Source organism: Companilactobacillus nantensis DSM 16982, assembly GCF_001435815.1.
In the GTDB taxonomy this organism is placed as follows: Bacteria; Bacillota; Bacilli; order Lactobacillales; family Lactobacillaceae; genus Companilactobacillus; species Companilactobacillus nantensis.
The window spans coordinates 1-24,129 of the sequence record NZ_AZFV01000014.1; the positions used below are offsets into that span (position 1 = coordinate 1).

A 24,129-nucleotide genomic window follows, 5' to 3' on the forward strand; every position below is an offset into this window, starting at 1 on the left:
TTCTTGTTCCTGGAGGCGGAACCCCCACTAATTATCCAAAAACTTATTAGACTTCAAAATTGCTGTAGAAATTGCTGGTGCAATAATAATTGCTACGATCATTTCAGGTACCCCGTTTGTCCCGACGATAACCAACAATAATTTATTCAATAAGTCTGTTTGAGTAGCGTAAGCTTGTGCCATAGCACTGGCATACATTATTCTCATTAAACCTAAAACTAAGACAGTATTCGTTAATGACCCTGCTCCTGAGGCAATAGCCATTCCGAGTACTTTTTTATTTGTATGATTTTTGAACCATAAATAAATCCAGCCAGCAATCAAACCGACAATAATTCTAGGTAAAATTGCCACGATTGGATTTGTGAAAACTGTTGTATCAATAATTGATGTTGGACTAGTAAAAGCACGGATAACCGTCCCTATTCCCCAAACTAAACCAACAATTGCCCCATCTTTTGGACCTAACACGATTGCGGCGACAATTACCGTAATATGGATAATTGTGATATTTATAAAGCCAGTTGGAATATATCCCAAAAACGGTACCATTGACTGTACAAAAATTATCGCAATCAACACGCCTAAAATCGCTGTCCGATATGCCTTTCTTCTCTGCAAAATACTTGTACCCCTCATTATGAATTTTCCTTAATTTTAACCGATTGATCATTAAAGAACAAAAAAAAATCTATGAAATAAATTTAGGGTTTGTCTTAGTTTTGGTTATAGGACCAATAAACGACAAAAGGATTAGATAAACTTTTCAGCAAAATTTATCTAACCCTTCTATTTTCAATACCTAACTAGTCATTTTCAGCAGCATCAACGGCTTTGATTACTGCATTTCTAAAGCCATATTCTTCCAAAGCAGCCACGCCACGAATTGTTGAACCACCTGGTGAAGTAACTTCATCTTTTAAGGCTGAGACATTCAAATCTGATTGTTTAGCTAATTTACTTGCGCCAATAGCCATTCCAATCGCTGCATCATAAGCCAATTTACGACTCAAGCCATGCTTTACACCGGCATCACTTAAAGCTTCAATGAAGACATCTAAGAATGCAGGTGAACAGCCAGCAACTGTACCCAAGATACCTAATTCGTTTTCAGGCACTTCAACTAATTGACCTGTATAGCCAAGGACTGAACCAATTTTCTTCTTATCTTCTGGTGTAAAATCATCTGAATAAGTAATTCCGGTGAACCCAGCACCCACTTTAACTGGGGTATTAGGAATAGCATGCGCTACTTTAACATCACCTAAAATTTGCTTGAGATGAGTAACTGAAGCACTTCCGGTAAAGGCAACGATTAGTTTACCAGCAGCAATTTCTTTTAATTCTTTTGCAACACTGCTCAAAGCGTCAGCACCCACAGCGATAAAAATAATCTCTGTATCGGCCAATTGCTTAACCTTCTTGACCATTTGAAAACCTAATTGATCACACAAAAGTTTTGTACGATTTGAACGGCCACCTTTGACGATAATGTCATCAGCATTGTAACCATTCTTTACTAGACCCGTTATAACGGCTCCACCAATACTACCTGCGCCAATAAATCCAATCATAATGTAATTCTCCTTTATCAAGCTTTATATCCATTATATTAAAAGATAATTCCAGAACAAATTAAAAGCAATCATTTTTCTAACGTAAGGAATTCGTGTATCCTTTAAAATACAGAGGGGGTGAACGATATGAAATCATATCGAACACGAGCTGAGTTAAAATACGAGGTTAAAAATTTACTCAGAGGTAATTGGAAAAAAGCCATTTTACTTTATTTAATTCCACTGATTACTTTTATACTTACAACTGGCTACAATAACGGAAACTCCCGTTCCACTTTAAAATACACCGCTTCCAGTTTTGACGTTTGGACTTTTACCAAAGTTCTGTCATCATTTGGAATCGTCAGTTTTCTGCTTAGTTTAATATTCTTACTAATCAACTTATCAGCCAATTTTAGAGCTTTTGACTGGTTAGACGACCCTAAACTTGATTTCGAGCCCATCAAAAGTAACTTCACCTATTTCCGAAGTCCTGATTGGTGGCAACTGATTTTTATTTACGTTATTATCAATATTTTTACATTCCTATGGACTTTGTTATTGGTCATTCCCGGCATCGTTAAGGGTATCGGCTATTCTCAAACTTACCTTGTCTATAAAGATCTGAACGACCGTGGTTTGACTGACGGTTACTCATTAACAACTTATATCACGAAGAGTCAGCAACTAATGATGGGTAATAAATGGCGTTATTTCGTACTTCAGCTTAGTTTCCTTGGTTGGTGGATTCTGGGATTCACCACTTTAGGAATCGGATTTATTTGGATTTTTCCATACTATAAATTAACGATGGTTAACTTCTATCGTGATTTAGTTGAAAAAAATTCGACTTATCTTTAGAGTGGGACAAAATAGGTTCATTCAAGCATTAAGGCAAATAAAAGCAGTAATCCGATTTTGGATTGCTGCTCTTATTTGGTTTAAGCGGAAAAAGCTATGGTTTGTTCCACGTTTATGCTGCATATTTGGAGACAATAATAGTTTTGTCCCAAACTCTTGTTTTTACTTCACGATTGCATACAAATTTGCATCGTGAAATTTACCATTTGAATAAATTTCATCTTTTAATTGGCCTTCTAAAATAAAACCAACCTTTTGTGCAACGGCGTTACTAGCTTGGTTGACTTGCTCTGCCAGTAATTTAATCTTATGCAAGTTCAGTTCATCAAAACCAATTTCGAGTAATTTTTGCAGGCAATCAGTCATAACGCCGTTACCTTGATACTCGCCACCTAGCCAATAACCGACTTCGGCATGTTGGTCATCAGGATCAATATTATGAAGGTCAATCATCCCTACTGCTTTACCATCAATAACAATACTGGCATTCCAAAGTTTATTTTCTTCCATTCGTCCTTGACAATATGTCAAAAAGGCACGTTCATCCTCAACTGATTTGGTGGAATCGCCCCAAGGCATAAACTTAGCTAATTGTGGACGAGTCTTTTCAATTTGATCATACAAGCTTTCGGCATCCTTGGGATCAACCAATCGTAATTTCACATTTGATCGAACGGTCCATTCCTCCATAACATCACCTTCATTTAATTATTTTGTATATCGGTATACCACATCGTGCAATAACTGTACAACATCGGTCTGTGCTTTATCGTTATAATATTTTGCAAACCGAGGGTCAGCCAAGTACATATCGACTAAGCCGCGGTGGGCTGCTGGTTTGTATTCAGGCCAAGTAAATTCAAGCCATTGCTTGTGTGCTTGATAAATTTTTTCAGCCAGTGCCGAATCCAAATTTGGTTGTTTCTTAAATTCAACTAAATATGCAATTAATTGTGCTTCGATTTTTTTCATCGTTTCAAAATCATTTTCACTTAAATTGGCAAACTTTTGATTAGATTGTTGAACCGTTTGTTCACCATATTTTTTTCGAATTTCCGTCCCATAATTAGTTTCGTTCTTAGAAAGTTGTTGTTGTTTAAATGCTTGGAACTTTTCTGTATCTGTCATTGTTATTTCTCCTCGATAATCTTTAATCGTCTGATCAATATTTGTTAGGAGCGTTTCAATCTCGATTTGCTTGTCTAGCAACATTTGGCGTTGGTCTTCAAGAGCCTGCAGGCGTGAAAAATTTGGGTCATTCAAAAGTTGTTTGATCTTTCCAAGCGGAAAATTTAGAGCACGATAATACATAATTTGTTGTAATGTATCTACATTTTTTTCATCATAAATTCGATAATTACTTTTATTAATTTCGTTCGGTTTCAGCAAATCTATTTGATCGTAATATCTCAATGTACGCGTACTAATACCAGCCAATTCAGCTAATTTTTTTATTGTATATTTCATAAGCAACACTCCTAACAATTTGCATTCTAAAGGTTTACGCCACGTCAAGGTCAAGTAAAACCGGTAAAAATTGCCCACATTTTTCATGTTTCCTGTTAAGATAGGGGTTAACAATTATTAGGTGGGTGACTATATTGAATGAATTTACTCAAGTTTTAACTATCGCTGGTTCCGACTCTGATGGAAGTGCCGGAGCACAAGCTGATTTAAAGACATTTATGGCTTGCGGAACATACGGAATGTCCGTATTAACTGCCGCTGTTGCTGGTAATTCATACGGAATACACGACAGTGTAAATATGCCAACTAGTTTTATCCAAAGCCAAATCAAAGATATCAAAGATGACTTTAAAGTCTCAGCTTTTAAGACTGGTATGTTATCTGATTCAGAAATTATTCACACAGTAGCTGAAGAAATCAAGGACAAACCTTTTGGTACATTTGTTCTTGACCCCGTTATTATCACTAAACATGGTGCAATGCTACTCGAAGCCGAAGCTTACCAAACTCTGATCGACGAATTATTCCCACTTGCCGATCTGATTACACCTAATTTCTACGAAGCTAAAAAGCTTTCTGGCTTAGAATTGGAAAATAAAGAAGAAATTATTAAGGCTGCGCATAAATTACGCAAATTAGGGCCAAAAAATATTATGATAAAGGGTGAACATAGTGACGACTCAATTTCTGAAGTTGAAGACTACGTTCTACTAGAAGATGGCCAATCGTTCTGGATCTCTGAACCATATGTAAAAACTGATCACATTAATGGTACTGGTGATACATTGTCATCATGTATTGTTGCTGAAGTTGCTAAGGGTCAAAGTATGGAAGATGCTATCAAAACTGCAAAAACATTTACTTACAATGCTATTAAACATGAAATCGCTGTAGGACATAAATATGGTCCTATTAACCATTTTATAAAGGATGATATACAATAGTATTTGTCAGTAAAATTGGAGGTTTATTTATGGTAAGAATAACAAAAATTTCTGCCGGAATTTTATTACTTATACTATCAATTATTTTAATGATTAAATCAGGCTTTGAAGGCTTCATTGCAGCACTAGTTGGTACTGGTGCAATCGGTGGTGCAGCAGGAATCTTAATGGCTATTACTTACATTATTTCTGCCGCTATTTACATTTTGACCAACCGAACTTACAGTATCGTGCCTGACATCGTCGGATTTGTCATCCTAATCCTCGGTGGCTTGATGGGACTATTCAATGCCAACATGCCTGGAGCTGGCTTTCTTAAAATTTGGGCTTGGGTCGGAATTATTATTGGTGCAATCGATTTAATTATTGTAATTGTCGATATGGTCATGAATCCTGCTCCCGAAGAGGAACCAGAGGAACAATATGACAATAACAATCAATTTAATAATCAACCAAATAATCAGTTCAATCAGCAGCCACAATTTGACCAACAAAATCAATTTAATCAGCAACAAAATTACGGTTATAATTCTTACCAGAACAATAACCAAGGATTTAACCAAAACCAAGGTCAAAATCCTAACCAATTTCAAGCAAATCAAAATGGTCAATTCAATCAACCAAATCAATTTAATCAGCAACAAAACCAAATGAACCAACAACAACCTATGAATCAAAATGGAAATTTCAATAATGGTAACTTTAATCAGCAGCCAATGAACAATAATCAAATGAACAACGGCTACAATAACCAAGGACAATTTCCAAATCAGAATCAAAACATGAATCAACAACCTATGAACCAAAGACGAGGCAATTTCCAACAACCTCAAGTTAATAATCAATTTAACAATCCTAACCAGTACAATAATGGTCAAGGACAGTTCAATCAACCAAATCAAAACTTTGCACCAAATAATCGTAATTTCAATCAACAGCCTAACAATTTGAATAACCAAAACAACCAAGCTAATCAGCAATTTGGTCAAGGCAATCAAATGCAATTGGGTGCTCCACAACAACAACCAAATCAAAATCCTAATAACATGAACCGAACAAGAAGTCGCAGTCATCATTAGGAACTTAAGAGCGTGGAACAAACTAGGTTCATTCGAACATTAAACCAAATAAGAGCAGTAATCCAAAATCGGATTACTGCTCTTATTTGGTTTAAGCGGAAAAAGCTAGGGTTTGTTCCACGTTTATGAAAGCAGTTATGTCACAGCCCCTTTGGCACCATTTTTCTACAAAAATAATGGTATTAATTATTATTATTTTTCTAAAATGGCAACCTTTTCATTTTCGTAAAATTTCTTTATGAATAATGGTCAGAATATCGTTTTGAAACGTTTATATTCTATATATAAGAACAATATATAGATTTATCTTTTTTATTTAACAAGTTCAGTTTTTTTATGACATGAAAGTACTGTGAAATCTGAGTTTTCATGCTGATGGAAGCGATTTTTTCACAAGTATAATTCTTGCTAAACAATTTAATTAATCATATGATAAACCTGTATATATTAGGGTATAAATTTATGTTTTAAGGAGGTTATCACCATGCTCAGTGTTGGTTTAAGCATTGTCTCTTTGGCACGTTTTCAATTTGCTATGACAACTGTCTTCCACTTCTTCTTTGTTCCATTTTCAATCGGAATGGGCTTTCTAGTTGCTATCATGGAAACTATTTACGCTGTCAAAAAAGATAAAGTTTACTTAGATATGGCGAAGTTCTGGGGAAAGATTTTTCTATTGAGCTTTGCTGTTGGTATTGTTACTGGTATTATTCAAGAATTCCAATTCGGTATGAATTGGTCTGAATACTCACGTTTCATGGGTGATGTGTTCGGTGCTCCACTTGCTATTGAAGCATTGTTGGCATTCTTCATTGAATCAGTCTTCATCGGTATTTGGATGTTTACTTGGGATCGTTTCAAACCAGGTGTTCATGCTTTTATGATTTGGATGACTTCAATTGGTACCATGCTTTCAGCTATTTGGATTTTAGCTGCTAATAGTTTCATGCAACATCCTACAGGGTTCAAAATCAATAACGCAACTGGTCGTGTTCAACTGACAGACTTTGGTGCTGTAATTGGCAATCCACAGCTTTGGAGAGTCTTCCCACACGTTATCATTGCTGCCTTTATGACTGCTGCTGTTGTTATTACAGGTATGAGTGCTTATGGACTTTTGCGTAAGAAGAAGAATGAAAATCATTTCTTCAAGACTTCCTTACGTTTTGGTCTTTGGGCAAGTTTAATTTTTGCTATTTTATCCGCTGGTGCCGGAGATCTTCAAACGCAACAAATTATCAAAGATCAACCAATGAAATTTGCTGCAACTGAAGGTATTTACGAAGACACCAAAGATCCTGCACCTTGGACGGTTGTTGAATTAATCAACGCCAAAGATCACAAGGCCAGCGGTCAACTTGAAGTTCCCGGTGTTTTAAGTATCTTGGCTTACCACAGATTAAGTGGCTCAGTTAAAGGTATGAACACTATTAATAAAGAAATGCATGCTAAATACGACAAGCAATTTGGTAAGAATATGGATTACTACGTTCCACCTAAGACTCTTTTCTGGAGCTTTAGAGTTATGACTGGTATCGATGCGCTTATCATGTTGGTTTCACTTGTTGGTTTGATCTTCTCACGTAAGAAGAAAGATACCATTGAAAGCCACAAGTGGATGTTAGTCATCTTGGGTCTATGTATTTGGGTTCCATTTATCGGTAATTCAGCCGGTTGGTTCATTACTGAATTTGGTCGTTACCCATGGATTGTTTACGGACTATTCACAATTGCCCAAGCGGTTTCACCAACTTCAACTGTCGCTACATTACTATTTAGTAATATTGTTTACTTCTTGCTCTTTACACTTTTGGGTGGCGTTATGATTTGGTACAGCAGACAAACACTTCATCATGGACCATATTATGAAGAAGCAGATTCCAAACAAAACGTCGATCCATTTGCAAAGGAGGCGTTTGGAAAATGACACTCAGTACATTATGGTTTATCGTAATCGGACTTCTATTTTCTATCTTCCTTTTCTTGGAAGGATTTGACTTTGGTGTCGGTATGTCAACGCGTTTCTTAGCAAAAGATGACGTCGAACGTGCCGCAATCATGTCAACTATCGGACCTCACTGGGACGGTAATGAAACATGGTTAGTTACTGCTGGTGGTGCAATGTTTGCTTCACTACCTCTCTGGTATGCATCATTATTCTCAGGCTATTACATCCTCTTCTTACTCGTTTTAGTCGGTTTGATTTTACGTGGTGTTTCCTTTGAATTCCACAAGCATGCTGAAACAAGCACTGGTCGTAACCTTTGGATGTGGGCATTCTTCATTGGTAGTATTCTTCCACCATTTTTCCTATGTATGATTCTTTTGAGTATGGTTCAAGGTATTCCAATGAATGCCAATGGTGATGCTTTCCCTAAATTCTTCGACGTTGTTAACTTATTGTCAGTTGTCGGTGGTGTTGCTGGTGTCCTATTATCACTTGTTCACGGACTAAACTTCATCAGATTAAGAATGGAAGGTCCATTACGTGACCGCGCTCGCAATTTAAATAAAATTCTTTATCCAATTCTTTTCCTTGGCGAAGTAGTCTTTGCCGCACTAGTCTTTCTACAAACAGACTTCTTTACGAAGAGATTTACTTCATCACTCATCATCACAGCCCTAATTGTTTTATTCTCACTATTAGGCTACTATGGAGTCCTAAAGAATAGAGAAGGCTGGAGCTTTGCTGGTAGTGGATTATCACTAAGTATGGTCATTGTTCTATTATTCAACGGACTATTCCCACGTGTCATGATTGCTACTAACCCAGCGCACAGTATTTTGATCAAAAATGCCGCTAATTCACAGTACACATTGACGATCATGACGATTGTCGCCGGTATCTTAGTACCAATTGTGGCTATCTACTTCATCTGGTCATACTCTCTATTTACAAAGAGAATAAATCCAAGAGAGAATACGGTGAAATATTAATGATTGATAAGCGTTTATTTCGCTTACCAGGAACAAAAAAACTAATTCTAATGCTTGCAGGGTTAACTCTCTTGCAAGCATTTGTTGTTTTATTCCAAGGTAAGTATTTAGCAGAAGCATTAGTAAATTCTTGGGAACAAAAGTCATTGCAAACGATCATCTATCCGATGGTCCTTTTTGCGTTAGCTTTCGTTCTGCGGCACCTCTTTAATCTAGTAAATACGAAAATCGTTGAAACTTATGCCGGCAAAACATCTGAAAATATCCGTTCTCAGTTGCTCGAAAAAGTTTATACCGCTGGTCCGGAGATGATTTCTGAAGAAGGTACTGGTAATTTAGTAACTTCAGCCCTAGATGGAATCGACTTGGTCGAAAATTATTTCAAATTGATTTTTACTAAACTGATGAACATGTCGATTATTCCACCAGTTTTATTAGTTTATATTTACATGCAAAATGTAGCATCCGGTATCACTTTGACGGTCATTGTGCCCCTAGTCATCCTATTTATGATTATTCTAGGACTCGCCGCCCAGTCAAAAGCGGATGCCCAATACAAACAGTACACAATTCTTTCCAACCATTTCTTAGATGCGCTAAGAGGCTTACCTACGTTAAAAATGTTAGGTCTAAGTAAGCGCTATGCTAAAAATATCTATACCGTCAGTGACGAATATCGCCGACGGACGATGAATACTTTACGGATTGCTATCTTATCGACCTTCGCCTTAGATTGGCTGACAACGCTTGGTATTGCCATCTTGGCTGTCTTTTTGGGTCTAGGCTTAATCAACAATAGCTTTCCACTCTTTCCAGCCTTAGTTACCTTAATTTTGGCACCAGAATACTTCCTGCCATTACGTGATTTCTCCAATGACTATCATGCTACTTTGAATGGTAAAAATGCTTTAAATGCTATTTTTGAAATCCTTGAACGCCCTAGTACTGCCAAAGATGACAATCTAGCTGATTTTACTTGGGATAAAGATGCTCAAGTTGATGTTAAAAATTTACAGTTCACATACAAGGGTTCCGGTGAAAAAGCTGTCAGTCTTGATATAGATCAACTCAAATTAGCTGGGTACCAACGTATCGGCGTTATTGGTAAATCTGGTTCGGGAAAAACAACATTGATTCGGGCACTCGGTGGCTTCTTAGTCCCTGATAGTGCTGAAATTCAAATCAACCAACAAACGGTCCCTAATTTCAAACAAGCTAATTGGCAAAAGAAACTGACCTTTTTACCACAATCACCTTATTTATTCGCCGGTTCAATTGCCGAAAACATAGCTTTCTATCGTCCCCAAGCTTCGATGGATGATATCAAAAAAGCCGCTCATGCGGCCGGTCTGGATGATTTTCTGAATAGTTTGCCTAAGGGATATGAAACACAAATTGGTGAAGGTGGTCGTGGTATTTCCGGAGGTCAACAACAACGAATCATGCTAGCTCGAGCTTTCTTAGCCGATGATCGACACGTTTTGATTTTCGATGAACCAACAGCTCACTTGGACATTGAGACGGAATACGCCTTGAAGAGACCAATGGAAAAGCTCTTCCAAAATCATTTAGTTATCTTCGCAACGCACCGTTTACACTGGATCAAAGAAATGGACTATGTCGTCGTTATGGATAATGGTCAAATTGCCGAACAAGGTACTCCTGCCGAATTAAGCCGTCATAACGGTGCCTATTCTCAACTAATTAATAACATGCGAGGTGATCAACTATGAATTTCTTCAAGACATTCAAACACGATACATGGGTCAAACCATATATCAAACAATACAAAGGATTGTTGATTACTGCGTTGCTTTTAGGATTATTAACATCCTTCTGTGCTGCCGCTTTGATGTTTACTTCCGGATATACGATTGATAAAGCCGCCACACCCCCCGTCAATATTTTATTAATTTACGTACCAATCCTCTTAACACGTGCCTTTGGTATTGGCCGTCCCGTTTTCAAGTATATCGAACGACTTAAAAGTCACAATTGGGTCTTACGCGTTACCTCAGACTTGCGGACACGCCTTTATAAAACATTGGAGAGTGATGCTTCTTTCTTCAATGAACACCACAAGACCGGTGACATTATGGGACTCTTATCAGAAGATATCAGTCACTTACAAAATTTATATTTAAGAACTATTTTTCCAGCTGTTATTTCATACTTACTGACGATTATTGCTTCTTTAGCTTTAGGAATTTTTAATCCTTCATTTGGATTTTTCGTCTTTTTATTGCTGTTTATCGAAGTGTTTATTGTTCCACTTGTCTCAGTTTCGATTGAAAGTGCCCGTCGCGCTTACCAAAAAGAAGTTAAAAGTGACCTCTATGTTCAATTAACTGACAACATCTTAGGCGTTGATGACTGGATCATTTCTGGTCGTAAAGAGGACTTTAACAACCTCGCTGCCAAGAATATTCACGACTTAGATCAATCAAAAAATAAATCCAAAGCATTTCGTCGTAACCGTGATTTCGTTTTACAGTTAGTCTTCGTTGCCTTAGCAATTTGCTTTTTAATTTTCACCAATCTAACAATGACCCATAATCAAGAACAAGCTAATTTCGTAGCTGCCGTTGTCTTAGCCATCTTCCCATTATCTGATGCAATTATTCCCGTCAGTCAAGGATTTGAAGAGTGGCCGACTTATCGAGATTCAATCTTACGATTAAATACTGTTAAGCCAGTTCCTAATACTTTACCGAAACAAGTAGCTTTCAATCCTGATGATTTCAAAGAATTAACACTTGATAAAATAACTTTCGAATACGATTCTGATTCGCCAATTTTGATCAAGAACTTCTCTCAAAAAATCAAACGTGGTGAAAAATTAGCATTGTTAGGCCCTAGTGGTATCGGTAAAACAACCGTTCTACAATTGATTTTAGGTGATTTATCGCCACAACAGGGTCAAATAAAAATCAATGACCTCGATATTTCGCAAATCCAAGAAAATCGGGAAAAAATATTCTCTGTTCTTAATCAAAAACCATTTCTCTTCAATACAACTTTAATGAATAATGTTCGCTTAGGTAATGAACAAAAATCTGATGCAGAAGTCAAAATGGCTCTTGAACGAGTTGGTCTAAAGGATTTAGTCGAATCCTTACCAGACAAATACAATACAATCGTCGGCGAAAATGGTTCCCGTTTTTCTGGTGGTGAACAGGAAAGAATTGCTTTGGCTCGAATTTTACTTCAAGATGCACCAATTGTTTTACTAGATGAACCAACCGTTGGACTCGACCCAATTACTGAAAATGACCTTTTGGAAACATTCTTTAACGTGTTGCACGACAAAACAATTATCTGGGTCACACACCATTTACAAGGTATTAATCACGTGGACCATGTTGTCTTCATGAACAGTGAAAAAATTGAAATGGAAGGTGCACCTGAGGAACTTTATCAGACAAATTCCCACTTTCAAAAACTATATAAAATGGATCAGGGATTATAGCCGTTATAACGCTACATAAGATTAACCACATGGTTGATCTTATTTTTTTACAAAAAAAATAGAGCAGGTTGAAAAATCCCAACTTACTCTTCATCTAATGCATCACTGCTCCATTAATAACACCGATAAAACTATCCTTCAATGACCTACGTGACAACGTTTTGAGTTCATTGATAAGCTCATTTTGTTCCGAACTAAAGTGATATTTTTTACTAACTGCTAAATTCTGAAAAGCTATATTCATGTCAGCTATGGCATCATGAACTTGATTGTATTGTTGACTCACCTTTTCAGGTTGATTAATCATTTTATAAGCTTTTTGAATCTCAGGTTTAACTAACGTATCATCTTTAGCTATTGATTTATCCAACTGTTCCAAAAAATGATTTATTTTTTCAATAAACTCTGTTTTCTTTTTACTATTCATTAATTATTCCCCTAATTATTTAATCCGATTAATCAGCTTTTTTACAACTGCTTTTAAGATTTTTTGATTAGTATTCTTGGGCAATTTATCGATTTCATCTACAGCACGCTTTGTATAGCTCCGTGCAATATCTTTCGCCTGATTTAGATATCCATCGTCAACGACAATATTAGTTGCCTTGAGATCATCATCCGCTGTTAAATCAGTCTTCGACAACACTTCAATTAGTTGTTCATTACCTGCTTCCAATCCCAAAATATAAGGTAACGAGTACACACCATTTTTCAAATCTTCATGGATTGGCTTGCCTGTTTGCGTGGAATTACTGAAGTCCAAAATGTCATCAATAATTTGAAAGGCCATGCCAATGTCATGACCAATGCCTTTACAACGGTCAATCAACTCTTGATTACCATCGCTGACGACAGCACCCATAGCAGCGCTTAAACTGAATAATTCAGCTGTCTTACCTGATATTTCGTGCAAATACATCTCAGTTGTTGCCTTAACATTGAAGTTAATCAACATTTGATCCAACTCACCAACCAAGATTTTTTTCATGCTGAGTGCATTTCTTAAAATATCGATATGGGAACTTAAATTCCGTGAAATTAACTCGAAATATAACGTAAATAAGTAGTCACCCGCATAAATAGCGTTACGACGACCATACTTAGTATGAATTGTTGGTTGCGAGCGGCGTAATGGTGAGTCGTCAATTACATCATCGTGAATCAAAGTTGCCACGTGTAAAATTTCTAAAGAGGCTGCCAACGGGATCAATTCGGCAGTTGAGCGTTTCTTTTCACCAAAGTCACTGAACAGCAAGAAAAAGGCTGGACGCAACATTTTGCCACCTGAAGTTAAATCTACGATCATGGAACTGATATCGAGATTATTTATTTTCACTGCTTGGTGAATGTAGTCAGTCGTTAAATCCAACTTTTCCCCGAGTTGAGGATAACTTTTCCATATTGTGTTCGCCATAAAATATCTCTTACCCCTGTATTACTTTGTTGTATTTTAAAGTAATTTTATAATAATGATCGGTACTAGTAAATTATCTGTTTGTGCCGCCTCCGGTTGCAAGAAATTTAGGCTGCTGTGGGGACCGGTCCGAGCCAAGGTCTCGGACCTCGATTTTGAACTTCGCAAAAATCGCGAATTTCAAAACTCGTCCCGTGGTGTAATGGCTAAAGCCATAACGCCACCTGCACTGCTGCCTAAATTCTTGCAACCTCCGGCTAGGTTTTTAGTTATATATTAATGATTTCTGAAATTGAAAAATAAAAGATAATCAATTTTTAACAAATTATCAGGAAATATTTTAAAAAAATCAAAACAATGATACCTAAAATCATACTAGAATTTCCAAGTAGTCATATAATTAAACAGTTGCCTACGCATGATGTTAGTTAATTTTTTATCGACTTTAATTATCTTTGTATTTTTAAATACAAAAATTGAATTCTAAAAAACTAGTCGGAAGAACCGAGAAACTTAACTGGCAGTGAAAGTGGCGTTAGAGCTTTAGCCCTTACGCCACCGGGCGTGTTTGGAGACTTGCCGATCTTGCAAGGCTTCAAACCGAGGTTCGAGACCGACTTTTGGCTCGAACCGGTCCGCACAGCCAGTTAAGTTTTCTCGGTTCTGGAGGCGGCACAACTAACAAATCTATCAAACTTAAAGGAATGATTTTCTTGAAACCATCTGTATTTTTTGAACTTGTTGAAATTAAAGCTAAAACTGCCAGTGTTTTCCCTTTTTTCATGGGAACTTTGTATTCATATTATCACTGGCACTCTATTAACGCTCTTGATTTGATTCTCTTTTTTATTGCCATGTTTTTGTTCAATATGGCCGTTGATATCAATGACAACTATTGGGATTACAAGAACGCTACTGGTGTTGAAAGTTTTCGTAGAGACACTAACGTTATCGGTGTTCATCATTTAAATATCCATCTAATTGGTTGGCTTGATTTTTCATTTACTGCTATCGCTGCCATTATCGGACTCTTCATCGTTTCCAGAACTGGCTTGCCACTGCTTTATATGGGCATCTTCTCATTTGCTGTCGGCTTTTGTTACGCTGGTGGTCCTTGGCCAATTAATCGTGGACCTTTAGGTGAATTTTTCTCTGGTTTTACGATGGGATACGTTATTTACTTAATCGCTATCTACATTAATGTTGTCAATAATCCTGCTATCGTTTTGGACTTTAAATTTTATGGTGATGCCTTACTATCATCACTCTTAACTGTTTTCGCTATCTCAAATCTTTTATTAGCTAACAACATTGCCGACCAAAAAGAGGACGTTAATTTAGGACGTAAAACGCTCGTTTATTATTTGGGCAAAGCCAATACCATTTTCATTTTGAAATCACTTTACGTGCTTGGTTACTTGGCACTACTATGTTCCGTCATCCTAGGTTTGTTGCCTAAGATGATGCTCTTAACTTTCCTAATCACACCAATTGTCTACAAAAATGCCAAAGCTTTCAGTAATAATCCAATCAAAAAGAAAACTTTCCCTTTGATTATCAAAAACCTTTTACTGATCACTTTGACAGAGACGGTGACATTTATTTTAGGTGTTGTCTTTAATTTTTAACTCCATCAAGGAGTTTGGCGAAACTATATGTATCTTGAGCAATCATTAATTCCTCGTTAGTTGGAATAGTGTATGCTGCAATTTTAGAATCGTCAGTGGTGATTTTGATTTCTTTGCCACGAACTTGATTGTTTTCTTGATCAATCTTCAAGCCCATGAACTCAAAACCGCTGAGGATATCTTCACGTACTTCAGCTGAGTTTTCACCAACACCAGCAGTAAAGGCGATCACGTCAATACCACCCATTTCGGCAATATATGATCCCATGAATTTAATAATACGGTTGCGGTACATTTCCAAAGCTAGCTTAGCACGTTGATTAGTATCTTCTGCGGCTTCAATATCACGCATATCAGGTGATACACCAGAGATTCCTAGTAGACCTGACTTGTGATTTAAGATGTCGATCATATCGTTGATATCAGTAATGTCGAGTTTTCTCATTAAATATGGCAAAATTGAAAAATCAATATCACCGCTACGAGAACTCATCATGATACCTGCTAATGGTGTGAATCCCATTGAAATATCGAAGGCCTTACCATTTTTAATAGCACTAATTGAAGCACCACTACCTAAGTGAAGAACGATGACATTTTTGTCTTTGATTCCACCAGCAACAATTTTATCCAAACGTTGAGCGATATAACGATGACTTGTACCATGGGCGCCATAACGACGAACATGGTATTTTTTATAATCATCCATATCGATACTGTACATGTAATTCTCTTTGGGAATATCGACAAAAAATGATGTATCGAAAACGGCAACTTGAATAGCCTTAGGTACCAATTTTTTGAAAACGTTGATGTAATAAGCTTGAATCTTGTTGTGTAACGGTGCATATTCCGATAAAGCTTCAATCTTATGTAGATTTTCTTCTGTAACGATTTCCGACTTCTTAAACTCTTCGCCACCAGCAACAACACGATGACCAAAGGCTACGATATCTTCAAAACGATCAATGATTTTCATATCTTTTAGGGCATCCAAAATTGACAAAACAGCGACATCATTTGATTTGATAGCTTCTTCGCGCTCAATCTTTTGACCGTTATACTTCAATTTGAACACAGCTTTAGGACTACCCAAGCGATCAATCATACCTGAAGCAATTGTTGTTTTTTCAGGCATTTCAAAAAGTTTCCACTTCAACGTTGAACTACCTGCGTTTATAGCCATAATCTTCATACAAAAACTCTCCTTTTTTCGGTCTAGGTATTCTCTTTAAATAGCTTTATACCAGACTTTACACCAATATAAAAAAATGCTACTCTTTAGTAACTATTATAAGTCTTTTTATGGGGGAATTCATTCGTGAAATTTTTAGATATGCTACGTAAAGTTGATGAGAAACCAGAGCAACCTGCAACACCCGCTCCTGATTCTCCTAAAAAGGACCAAGGTCCTGAGCAAAACGCTTCAGAATCAACTTCTGACAGCCAAGTTGCGACTCAACCAGAAAATAAAAAAGATAATCTACCAATGTCTGTTCATGATAAACGTATCAATATTGAAGAGCAAATGAACGGTCTTTCTCACCAATATGCACAACTTAGAAACGATCTCAAAACGAACCTTTTCACTGAAAAAGATGATTTTGAAGCTAAAAAAGCTACGCTTGATAAGTATCTTAAAACGCTTAAGCGTGATGAAAAGGAATCAAACGATAAGCTTGCCGATACAAAGGCCCAAAACGATGATGCTGCTAAAGAGCACCTCGCTATTGTGAATGCCAACCGTAAAGAACAAGAAGAAAATCTTGCTAAGTTACAATCTGAATTAAACGAATTGAACTCCGAAATCAATACTAAGACTGCTAAATTAGAATCACTTCAAAATGATCTTGCCCATAACGAACAATCTGAAACTGATATGTCTACTTCTATCAAAGAAGAAAAAGACTTACAAAAGATGCTTGCTTTGATGGAAGATCAAAAGAATTCTATCAACACACTTTATGACGAACGAAAAGACCTTAAAGGTCAAATCAACGACGCCCAAGAAGATATCACAAAGCTTAATGGCGAAGCTGATGACCTTAATACTAATATTAGTAAAGTAAACACGCAAATTAACGACTTCAAGCAACAAGCCAACGAAATTGAAGACAAGATGAAGAGTGACCACAATTACCGTATTGAAACAATTGCCGGTTTGGAGCGTCACATTCAAAGTCTTGGTGAAGAACATTCTAAGATTGATGGTGAACTCGGTGAGATCAATGACAACATCGCCTACATCAGCAAATATATTAAAGATGTCTTCCACTCAGCTTACTTAGTTCGTGACGTCTATCTCAACAAAGATAAAGAATATTATGTAGCCGCTGACGATTTTGGTACCGAAGCTGCTCAGAACGATCTTTTCGGTATGGTCAATTACCTTGAAACAAAGCTTTCCAAACCAGTCACAGTTGTATCTACTTTCTATAACAATCACATTCATGAAGTTATCGATGCCAAAGCTAAGGCTGCTCATTTACCAATTCCTAATGTGGTTAACCTCTTTGACCAACTTCAATCAAGTCCTAACCCTACTGACAAAAAGGTGGCAATTCCTGCCAACGAAAGCTGGGTTACTAGAACTGACGTCGAATCACAAGATACTTTCATCTATGATCAAAAACAAACTTTGCTTATGACCGTCGAATACTTTGACAAGAAGATCGATCGCATCAACTATTACAAGAACGATCAAATTGTTAAAACAAATATTTATAACGGTGATGGTCAACTATCATCAACTCAAAACTTTAACAAGAATAAAGAATTGTCAGAACAAAACTTCTATCGTATTGACGGCTCAATCGTTCTAACAGTTATCTTCGAAAAGAATGCTCCTGTTAGCTATCAACTATTCGACAAGAATGGTTTGTTAGAACACGACTTCAACGAAAAATCAGAACTTATCACATGGTGGTTGAAGAGTATCTCTCCAAATACTGAAAATGCCGTCTTTGTTGGTAACAACTCTGACCTATTGTATCAACTCATTATGAGCGTCAATAGTATTGAAAGTGATAATACTATCCGCTTGCTTCAAGATGTTGTTAAGAATATCGATGCTGTAATTGACTTATTAGATAAGAACAACGACATCAAGGATATTTTCGTTCAGACTGATGATGATCTTCACGCAATCGAGAACAAGACTAACCGTGACATTAGTGTTAGTGTCATTAACACATCAAGTAACGGTACATTGTCTCTTCCCGAATCATTAAAAATTTAGTTTAAAACGCTCATTCGTGAGTGTTTTTTTATAATTATTGTGAAAGAGAAAGAAGTTATGAAAACAATATCGATTATCGTTCCGTGTTTTAACGAAGAAGAGACCATCAATATTTATTATGACGCTATGACTAAGCTCAAAGAGCAAACTAATAAATTCAACATTGAATATTGGTTTGTTGACGATGGATCTAAAGACCGTACTTATGCAATTTTAAAAGACTTACAAAAAGACCACAGTGATGAAGTTCATTTCATTTCCTTCTCACGTAACTTTGGTAAAGAGGCTGCGTTATACGCTGGTCTCAATGCTGTAACTGGTGACTACACCGCCGTTATGGATGTTGACTTACAAGATCCTCCTGAAATGTTACCCGAAATGTTTGATCTACTCGAAGAAAAAGAATATGACTGTGTCGGAACTGCCCGAATGGACCGTGAAGGCGAAAATAAAATCATTTCATTTTTCTCTGAAGGCTTTTACAAGGTCATCAACAAAATGTCACAAACCAAAATTATTCCTGGTGCCAGAGATTACCGTTTAATGACTCGTCAAATGGTCGAAGCGATTAAATCAATGACTGAATACAATCGTTTTTCAAAGGGTATCTTTAGTTGGGTTGGTTTCAAAACAAAGTACTTACCTTACAAAAATCGTGAACGTTCAGCAGGAACAACTTCTTGGAACTTTTGGAAATTACTCAAGTATGCCATTACCGGTATCGTTGATTTCTCCGAAGGTCCCCTAATGTTTGCCACATGGATGGGAACAATCTTTTCCATTACTTCAATCGTTGCAATTATCGCCATTATCATCAGAAAGTTCATCAATCCGCTCAGTAGCGTCAATGGATGGGCTTCACTGGTTTCAATCATTTTATTGATTGGTGGAATTCAATTGCTCAGTATCGGTATTCTTGGAGAATACATCGGAAAGATTTTCTTGGAAGTTAAGAAGCGTCCAATTTATATCGTTAAAGATAAAAAATAACAGCAGAGCAGGTTTGCCGGATTGTCGACAAATTGCTTTGCTGTTTTTATTTATGGCCGCCTCCAGGAACAAGAAATTTAGGTCGCTATGGGGACCGGTTCGAGCCAAACTGCGGTCTCGAACCTCGATTTTGAACCTCGCATAGACCGCGAGTTTCAAAACTCGTCCCGTGGTGTAATGGCTAAAGCCATAACGCCACCTGCACAGCGACCTAAATTCTTGTTCCTTCCGGCTAGTTTATTCGTTGTCTTTTGATTCTGAATTATTAGAGTATCAATTCTTACTTGTTCTTAATTTATATTTCACATATCAGGTTAAATTTATTAGATACTGCCCCTAAACTAGTCAGAAGAGCTGAGAAAGTGGTGTTAGGCCAAGTGATTTTTTCGACTTTACAGCACCGGGCGTGTTTGGAGACTTGCTTGCAAGGCTTCAAACCGAGGTCTGAGACCTTGGCTCAGGCCGGTCCGCATAGCCAGAGAATATTTCTCAGCTCTGGAGACGGCATATTTGAAGTTATCTGCCCCTGAAATTTTTCAATATCGAATTACTAATAATCAGATATTATCGCATGATAAACGACTTACATTACTATATAATATAGACGAATAGACTAAGGGGATTAAAAAAATGAATGTACGTGATCAGCAAGCTGAAAATACTAAGAATGCAATTTTAAAGACCGCTGCCGAGATGTTTTTATCACAAGGCTATCAGGCGACCTCAACGCGTAAAATTGCTCAAGAACTCAATATTACACAACCTAACATGTATCACTATTACAAGAATAAAAAAGTGCTCTACGTGAAGGCTATCGAATATGCTGTCAGTGGTTTTAGTGACAATCTTTTAGACGCGTATAAAACTCATAAGGACTTACCTTTTGAAGAATTATTACTTTATATGTCTCAATATATGATTGAAAATTTCCGAATCAATTACTTCGTTATGCGTAACGATATCGAAAATTTCTTCACCGATGAAGAACGTCGCGACCTCAGCAAGAACTGGGATGGCGGTTATTATAAGGTTCTTTTTAATGTCTTCCAATCTCACAAAAGTGAACTCCGTTCTGATTTAGCAATTCCTGTACAAGTCGGAACTTTTTTGACAATGTTACTCCCTTACATTGAATATAACGATGCCAAAAGGAAGCGCAATATTGCTAATCTAAAAACGGTTATCAATATTTTCATCAATGGCATTAAGAAAGAATAGGAATTTGCCATGGAATTTATAACCCTTTTAGCATTAATGCTCTTTTTAACACTCATCGTCAGTCACCTGTTCAATCGTTTAAATTTACCGGCCGTAGTTGGTCAATTAATTTTAGGGGTCATTTTAGGTAAAGGTGTCCTCGACATTGTTAAACCAACTCATGAAGTGGAACTTTTCGCAGATATCGGCGTTATTTTACTGATGTTTCTGGCTGGTTTGGAAAGTGATTTGAAACTGTTGCGCAAGCATCTTTTACCAAGTATCAATGTAGCGATTTGCGGGGTTATTTTACCGGTTGCTCTGACACTGGGAACTGCTTTGATCTTTGGTATCAACCTTAAAGAGAGTATTTTCATGTCCGTCGTTTTCGCTGCTACATCAGTTTCTATTTCAGTTGAGGTTTTAAAAAGTTTGAATTACCTTTCGAGTACTTCGGGGACAGTTATTCTGGGGGCAGCTGTTGCCGATGATATTTTAGCAATCTCAATTTTGAGCGTTATGTCAGGTACTTTAACCGGCGATTTTTCAGCCAAGAAACTCTTGTTACTACTAGCAATGTGGATTTTCTTTGGCGTTTTGATCGTCGTTATGCATAAATGGGCTATTCCAGAATTAATGAAACTATCTGATTACGTTGATGCCACGCATGCTAAAACGATTTTTGCCTTAGTAATTTGCTTTGTGATGGCTTTTATTGCAGACAAAGTGCAATTAGATTCTGTTTTAGGAGCTTTCGTGGCGGGGATTGCTGTTTCTAATGCCGCCGACTATGATGAAAAAGTTAGTCACAACATCGAGTTAATTGGTTACTCAATTTTTATCCCAATTTTCTTCATTAGCATTGGTCTCAATTTGGAATTCGACAGTTTTATTCATGACTTCTGGTTGATTGCCCTCTTTACGATTACTGGAATTGTCGGCAAACTCTTCGGTGCTGGTTTCGGTGCTCGAATTTCTGGCTTCAACATGAAGGATTCTTATGTTATTGGTTCAGGGATGATTTCTCGTGGTGAAATGGCTTTAATCGTTGCTCAAGTTGGCTATGGTGTGAAACTGTTATCAGAAGAATATTATTCTACAGTCATTATCAGCGTCATTTTAATTACAATTATTGCACCTTTCTTTTTAAAGCACTCAATTAGTAAAAATCCTTTATAGCAAATGGTTTTTAGAATCGGCTTGAACGATATATAATGATAACGTAAACATTTAATTTCGGAATAGAAGGAGAAGGTAAGTAAATATGGCACACATTTTAGTATTAGGTGCTGGTTATGGTGGTTTAAGAGCTGCTCGTGATCTAGCCAAAGAAACCCCAGCAGGCACACAAATTGATTTAATTGATCAACATGAAAAGCATGTTGAAAAAACAGCTTTACATACTATTGCAGCAGGAACTAACCGCGCCGATGCAATCAGTTTCGACGTTCGTTCAGTTCTTCCTTCAAATGTGAACTTCATCAAAGCAACTGTTTCTAAACTAGATTTGGATAACAAAACAGTTGAATTTTCTGACCACGATGATATCACATACGACTATATTGTCGTTGCTCTAGGCTTCCGTTCAGAGGACTTTGGACTTGAGGGTGCCAGCGAGAATGCCTTGATCCTTCAAGATCTTGAATCTGCTCAAAATATTTATAAGAAGATCAATGAAAATATTGCTAATTACAAAGAATCTCAAGACCCAGCCGATCTCTCAATTGTCGTTTGTGGTGCCGGCTTTACTGGCGTTGAAATTTTAGGTGAATTAGTTGATACTGTTAAAATTTTAAAAGCTAAATACGAAGTTCCTGAAATTAAGGTTACTTGTCTAGAAATGGCAACAAGAATTTTACCAATGTTTGATGAAAACCTTGCTAGCTATGCAGTTGATTACCTTGATAAGAACGGCATCAAGCTCTTAACGGGTGCTAAGATCAAGAAGATTGAACCAAAGGCTGTTGTCTACATGGATGGCGATACTGAAAAGAGTGTTGCTGGTAGTACAATTCTTTGGACTGTTGGTGTTAGTGGTTCAGACGTTATTAAAGACTCTGGTCTTGAAGCACGTAGAAACCGTGTTATGACAACTGAATTTCTTAACTTAGAAGATCACCCAGAAGCATACTTTATCGGTGATGATTCAGCTATTATCCCAGCTGGTGAAGAACGTCCATATCCTACAACTGGTCAATTAGCTACAGCCGAGGGTGCTGGTGCTGCCTTTAACATCGCCGCCGCCTTGAATGGCAAAGACTTGAAGCCATTTATCTACCACTCAATGGGTACAGTTGCTTCACTTGGTCAAAATCATGGTATTGCTGAAATTACTGATAAGAATCTTAAGTTCAAGGGTCCTATCGCTTCACTACTTAAACATCTTTCAGCTGATCGTGGAATTATGGAAATTGCCGGTATCAAGACAGCAATCCGTAAGGGAACAATTTAATTTAAAAATGATTTTTCTAAAAACTCCCTAACGGGAGTTTTTTTTGCTTTAATTTTTGCCTAAATCTATACTGGGACGTGAATAACACACGTGTCTGAATACTCAAGGAGTGAAAACTATGGCAATTAAAAAAAATCAAATTTGTGCAATCTGCGGTAATCGCTTTACGATTATGGAAGGACTGTTCCTAAGAGATTTAAGTGAACTGTTAAAAGAACAAGTTCTTAAAACCAATAGTTTTGCGAAAGAATCCTCATTTATTTGTCTCAAGGACCTCCAAAAGCTACGTTTGGCACACATGCAGACTATTATTGACCAAGATCTAAAAATTGACCGTGAGATGAGCGACAAACTCAAAAAGGAAATGTCAAAAGATACTTATGTCATTACTAATATCAATGAAACCATTTCAGGAAAACGGACGACTGGTCAGAAATTAGCCGACGCCGTTGCTAAGTTTGGTGGTAGTTGGGGCTTCATCATCGCTTTTACTGTGATATTAGTCGTTTGGATGACAATCAATATTGTCCACCTCTTTGGCGTTAACTTCGATCCGTATCCATTTATACTACTTAACTTATTCTTGAGCTGTGTGGCTGCCGTACAGGCTCCTATCATCATGATGAGTCAAAACCGTCAAGCTGACCGTGATCGGGTTGATTCCGAAAATGATTATAAGACGAATATGAAATCAGAAATGGAAATCCGTCTATTACACGAAAAACTTGATCAAATGAATGAAGTCCAGTGGCCTCATATTTTGGATATGCAAAAGATGCAAATTGAAGTTCTGAGTGAAATCGAAAATGAAATTCAGTCTTTAAAAGCTAGTGACGAAAAGAAACATGACCGCAATACACGGCATCCAAGTCGAGACTAAAAATAAGCCAAGTAATC

At 37.1% G+C, this 24,129-nt stretch carries 21 protein-coding genes; 14 read left to right on the forward strand and 7 right to left on the reverse strand.

The genetic code is table 11. The features are described 5' to 3' along the window. Positions 1-27: 27 nt before the first annotated feature. Entirely contained in the window at positions 28-639 is a 612-nt protein-coding gene (locus tag FD31_RS07215; protein ID WP_057892099.1) for an ECF transporter S component, read from the reverse strand. Positions 640-806: 167 nt separating this feature from the next. After that, positions 807-1,574, reverse strand: coding sequence for a pyrroline-5-carboxylate reductase (proC, locus tag FD31_RS07220; RefSeq protein WP_083483616.1), 768 nt, complete (start codon positions 1,572-1,574; stop codon positions 807-809). A 129-nt stretch (positions 1,575-1,703) separates the two neighbouring features. Between proC and FD31_RS07225 the strand changes: the two genes are divergently transcribed. Continuing rightward, positions 1,704-2,417, forward strand: coding sequence for a DUF975 family protein (locus tag FD31_RS07225; RefSeq protein ID WP_057892100.1), 714 nt, complete (start codon positions 1,704-1,706; stop codon positions 2,415-2,417). A 162-nt stretch (positions 2,418-2,579) separates the two neighbouring features. On the opposite strand, the gene FD31_RS07230 is transcribed toward FD31_RS07225, so the two are convergent. Beyond that, positions 2,580-3,107 carry a GNAT family N-acetyltransferase gene (locus FD31_RS07230; protein ID WP_057892101.1) on the reverse strand — a complete coding sequence of 176 codons (528 nt, stop codon included), beginning with the start codon at positions 3,105-3,107 and terminating at the stop codon, positions 2,580-2,582. An 18-nt stretch (positions 3,108-3,125) separates the two neighbouring features. After that, positions 3,126-3,884: a MerR family transcriptional regulator gene (locus FD31_RS07235; protein ID WP_057892102.1), complete on the reverse strand. Its 759-nt coding sequence runs from the start codon at positions 3,882-3,884 to the stop codon at positions 3,126-3,128. A 131-nt stretch (positions 3,885-4,015) separates the two neighbouring features. Here FD31_RS07235 and thiD point away from each other — a divergent pair, with 131 nt between their 5' ends. From thiD to cydC, 6 genes are all read left to right on the forward strand, one after another. Then, complete coding sequence (gene thiD, locus FD31_RS07240) at positions 4,016-4,828, forward strand: bifunctional hydroxymethylpyrimidine kinase/phosphomethylpyrimidine kinase (RefSeq protein WP_057892159.1); 813 nt, start codon at positions 4,016-4,018, stop codon at positions 4,826-4,828. A 29-nt stretch (positions 4,829-4,857) separates the two neighbouring features. Further along, a complete protein-coding gene (locus tag FD31_RS07245) occupies positions 4,858-5,907 on the forward strand; it encodes a hypothetical protein (protein ID WP_057892103.1) in 1,050 nt (349 codons plus the stop codon). A 484-nt stretch (positions 5,908-6,391) separates the two neighbouring features. After that, positions 6,392-7,834, forward strand: a complete 1,443-nt coding sequence (locus FD31_RS07250) for a cytochrome ubiquinol oxidase subunit I (protein ID WP_057892104.1) — start codon at positions 6,392-6,394, stop codon at positions 7,832-7,834. Next, positions 7,831-8,844 (forward strand): cytochrome d ubiquinol oxidase subunit II, encoded by a 1,014-nt coding sequence (gene cydB / locus FD31_RS07255; RefSeq protein ID WP_057892105.1) that lies wholly within the window; start codon positions 7,831-7,833, stop codon positions 8,842-8,844. Before FD31_RS07250 ends, cydB begins: the two co-directional genes overlap by 4 nt. After that, positions 8,844-10,577 carry a thiol reductant ABC exporter subunit CydD gene (gene cydD, locus FD31_RS07260; RefSeq protein WP_057892106.1) on the forward strand — a complete coding sequence of 578 codons (1,734 nt, stop codon included), beginning with the start codon at positions 8,844-8,846 and terminating at the stop codon, positions 10,575-10,577. Before cydB ends, cydD begins: the two co-directional genes overlap by 1 nt. After that, positions 10,574-12,313 carry a thiol reductant ABC exporter subunit CydC gene (gene cydC, locus FD31_RS07265; RefSeq protein ID WP_057892107.1) on the forward strand — a complete coding sequence of 580 codons (1,740 nt, stop codon included), beginning with the start codon at positions 10,574-10,576 and terminating at the stop codon, positions 12,311-12,313. Before cydD ends, cydC begins: the two co-directional genes overlap by 4 nt. 94 nt (positions 12,314-12,407) lie before the next feature. On the opposite strand, the gene FD31_RS07270 is transcribed toward cydC, so the two are convergent. Together FD31_RS07270 and FD31_RS07275 are read right to left on the reverse strand one after the other, a co-directional pair. Then, complete coding sequence (locus FD31_RS07270; RefSeq protein ID WP_057892108.1) at positions 12,408-12,740, reverse strand: hypothetical protein; 333 nt, start codon at positions 12,738-12,740, stop codon at positions 12,408-12,410. Positions 12,741-12,755: 15 nt separating this feature from the next. Then, positions 12,756-13,727, reverse strand: a complete 972-nt coding sequence (locus tag FD31_RS07275) for a polyprenyl synthetase family protein (RefSeq protein ID WP_057892109.1) — start codon at positions 13,725-13,727, stop codon at positions 12,756-12,758. Between the two features lie 713 nt (positions 13,728-14,440). On the opposite strand from FD31_RS07275, the gene FD31_RS07280 reads away from it, so the two are divergent. Then, positions 14,441-15,355 carry a 1,4-dihydroxy-2-naphthoate polyprenyltransferase gene (locus FD31_RS07280; RefSeq protein WP_147007341.1) on the forward strand — a complete coding sequence of 305 codons (915 nt, stop codon included), beginning with the start codon at positions 14,441-14,443 and terminating at the stop codon, positions 15,353-15,355. Here the strand turns inward: FD31_RS07280 and FD31_RS07285 are convergent. Continuing rightward, positions 15,345-16,550 carry an acetate/propionate family kinase gene (locus tag FD31_RS07285; protein ID WP_057892111.1) on the reverse strand — a complete coding sequence of 402 codons (1,206 nt, stop codon included), beginning with the start codon at positions 16,548-16,550 and terminating at the stop codon, positions 15,345-15,347. The genes FD31_RS07280 and FD31_RS07285 overlap by 11 nt on opposite strands. Positions 16,551-16,676: 126 nt before the next feature. On the opposite strand from FD31_RS07285, the gene FD31_RS07290 reads away from it, so the two are divergent. From FD31_RS07290 to FD31_RS07315, 6 genes are all read left to right on the forward strand, one after another. Further along, complete coding sequence (locus FD31_RS07290; RefSeq protein WP_057892112.1) at positions 16,677-18,593, forward strand: hypothetical protein; 1,917 nt, start codon at positions 16,677-16,679, stop codon at positions 18,591-18,593. A gap of 57 nt (positions 18,594-18,650) precedes the next feature. Further along, on the forward strand, positions 18,651-19,583 hold the full coding sequence (locus FD31_RS07295; protein WP_057892113.1) for a glycosyltransferase family 2 protein: 933 nt from the start codon (positions 18,651-18,653) through the stop codon (positions 19,581-19,583). 630 nt (positions 19,584-20,213) lie between these two features. Then, positions 20,214-20,801, forward strand: a complete 588-nt coding sequence (locus FD31_RS07300; protein WP_057892114.1) for a TetR/AcrR family transcriptional regulator — start codon at positions 20,214-20,216, stop codon at positions 20,799-20,801. A 9-nt stretch (positions 20,802-20,810) separates the two neighbouring features. Next, positions 20,811-21,959: a cation:proton antiporter gene (locus FD31_RS07305; RefSeq protein WP_057892115.1), complete on the forward strand. Its 1,149-nt coding sequence runs from the start codon at positions 20,811-20,813 to the stop codon at positions 21,957-21,959. 85 nt (positions 21,960-22,044) lie between these two features. Then, positions 22,045-23,232: an NAD(P)/FAD-dependent oxidoreductase gene (locus FD31_RS07310; protein WP_057892116.1), complete on the forward strand. Its 1,188-nt coding sequence runs from the start codon at positions 22,045-22,047 to the stop codon at positions 23,230-23,232. Positions 23,233-23,350: 118 nt separating this feature from the next. Then, complete coding sequence (locus FD31_RS07315; protein ID WP_057892117.1) at positions 23,351-24,112, forward strand: DUF1003 domain-containing protein; 762 nt, start codon at positions 23,351-23,353, stop codon at positions 24,110-24,112. Positions 24,113-24,129 lie beyond the last annotated feature (17 nt).

Coding starts and splice junctions, on each gene's coding strand:
- cydD (WP_057892106.1), top strand. CDS start 8,844: ATGATTGATAAGCGTTTATTTCGCTTACCAGGAACAAAAAAACTAATT.
- FD31_RS07300 (WP_057892114.1), top strand. CDS start 20,214: ATGAATGTACGTGATCAGCAAGCTGAAAATACTAAGAATGCAATTTTA.
- FD31_RS07215 (WP_057892099.1), bottom strand. CDS start 639: ATGAGGGGTACAAGTATTTTGCAGAGAAGAAAGGCATATCGGACAGCG.
- FD31_RS07245 (WP_057892103.1), top strand. CDS start 4,858: ATGGTAAGAATAACAAAAATTTCTGCCGGAATTTTATTACTTATACTA.
- FD31_RS07225 (WP_057892100.1), top strand. CDS start 1,704: ATGAAATCATATCGAACACGAGCTGAGTTAAAATACGAGGTTAAAAAT.
- cydC (WP_057892107.1), top strand. CDS start 10,574: ATGAATTTCTTCAAGACATTCAAACACGATACATGGGTCAAACCATAT.
- FD31_RS07230 (WP_057892101.1), bottom strand. CDS start 3,107: ATGGAGGAATGGACCGTTCGATCAAATGTGAAATTACGATTGGTTGAT.
- cydB (WP_057892105.1), top strand. CDS start 7,831: ATGACACTCAGTACATTATGGTTTATCGTAATCGGACTTCTATTTTCT.
- FD31_RS07305 (WP_057892115.1), top strand. CDS start 20,811: ATGGAATTTATAACCCTTTTAGCATTAATGCTCTTTTTAACACTCATC.
- FD31_RS07310 (WP_057892116.1), top strand. CDS start 22,045: ATGGCACACATTTTAGTATTAGGTGCTGGTTATGGTGGTTTAAGAGCT.
- proC (WP_083483616.1), bottom strand. CDS start 1,574: ATGATTGGATTTATTGGCGCAGGTAGTATTGGTGGAGCCGTTATAACG.
- FD31_RS07235 (WP_057892102.1), bottom strand. CDS start 3,884: ATGAAATATACAATAAAAAAATTAGCTGAATTGGCTGGTATTAGTACG.
- FD31_RS07315 (WP_057892117.1), top strand. CDS start 23,351: ATGGCAATTAAAAAAAATCAAATTTGTGCAATCTGCGGTAATCGCTTT.
- FD31_RS07270 (WP_057892108.1), bottom strand. CDS start 12,740: ATGAATAGTAAAAAGAAAACAGAGTTTATTGAAAAAATAAATCATTTT.
- FD31_RS07295 (WP_057892113.1), top strand. CDS start 18,651: ATGAAAACAATATCGATTATCGTTCCGTGTTTTAACGAAGAAGAGACC.
- FD31_RS07275 (WP_057892109.1), bottom strand. CDS start 13,727: ATGGCGAACACAATATGGAAAAGTTATCCTCAACTCGGGGAAAAGTTG.
- FD31_RS07250 (WP_057892104.1), top strand. CDS start 6,392: ATGCTCAGTGTTGGTTTAAGCATTGTCTCTTTGGCACGTTTTCAATTT.
- FD31_RS07285 (WP_057892111.1), bottom strand. CDS start 16,550: ATGAAGATTATGGCTATAAACGCAGGTAGTTCAACGTTGAAGTGGAAA.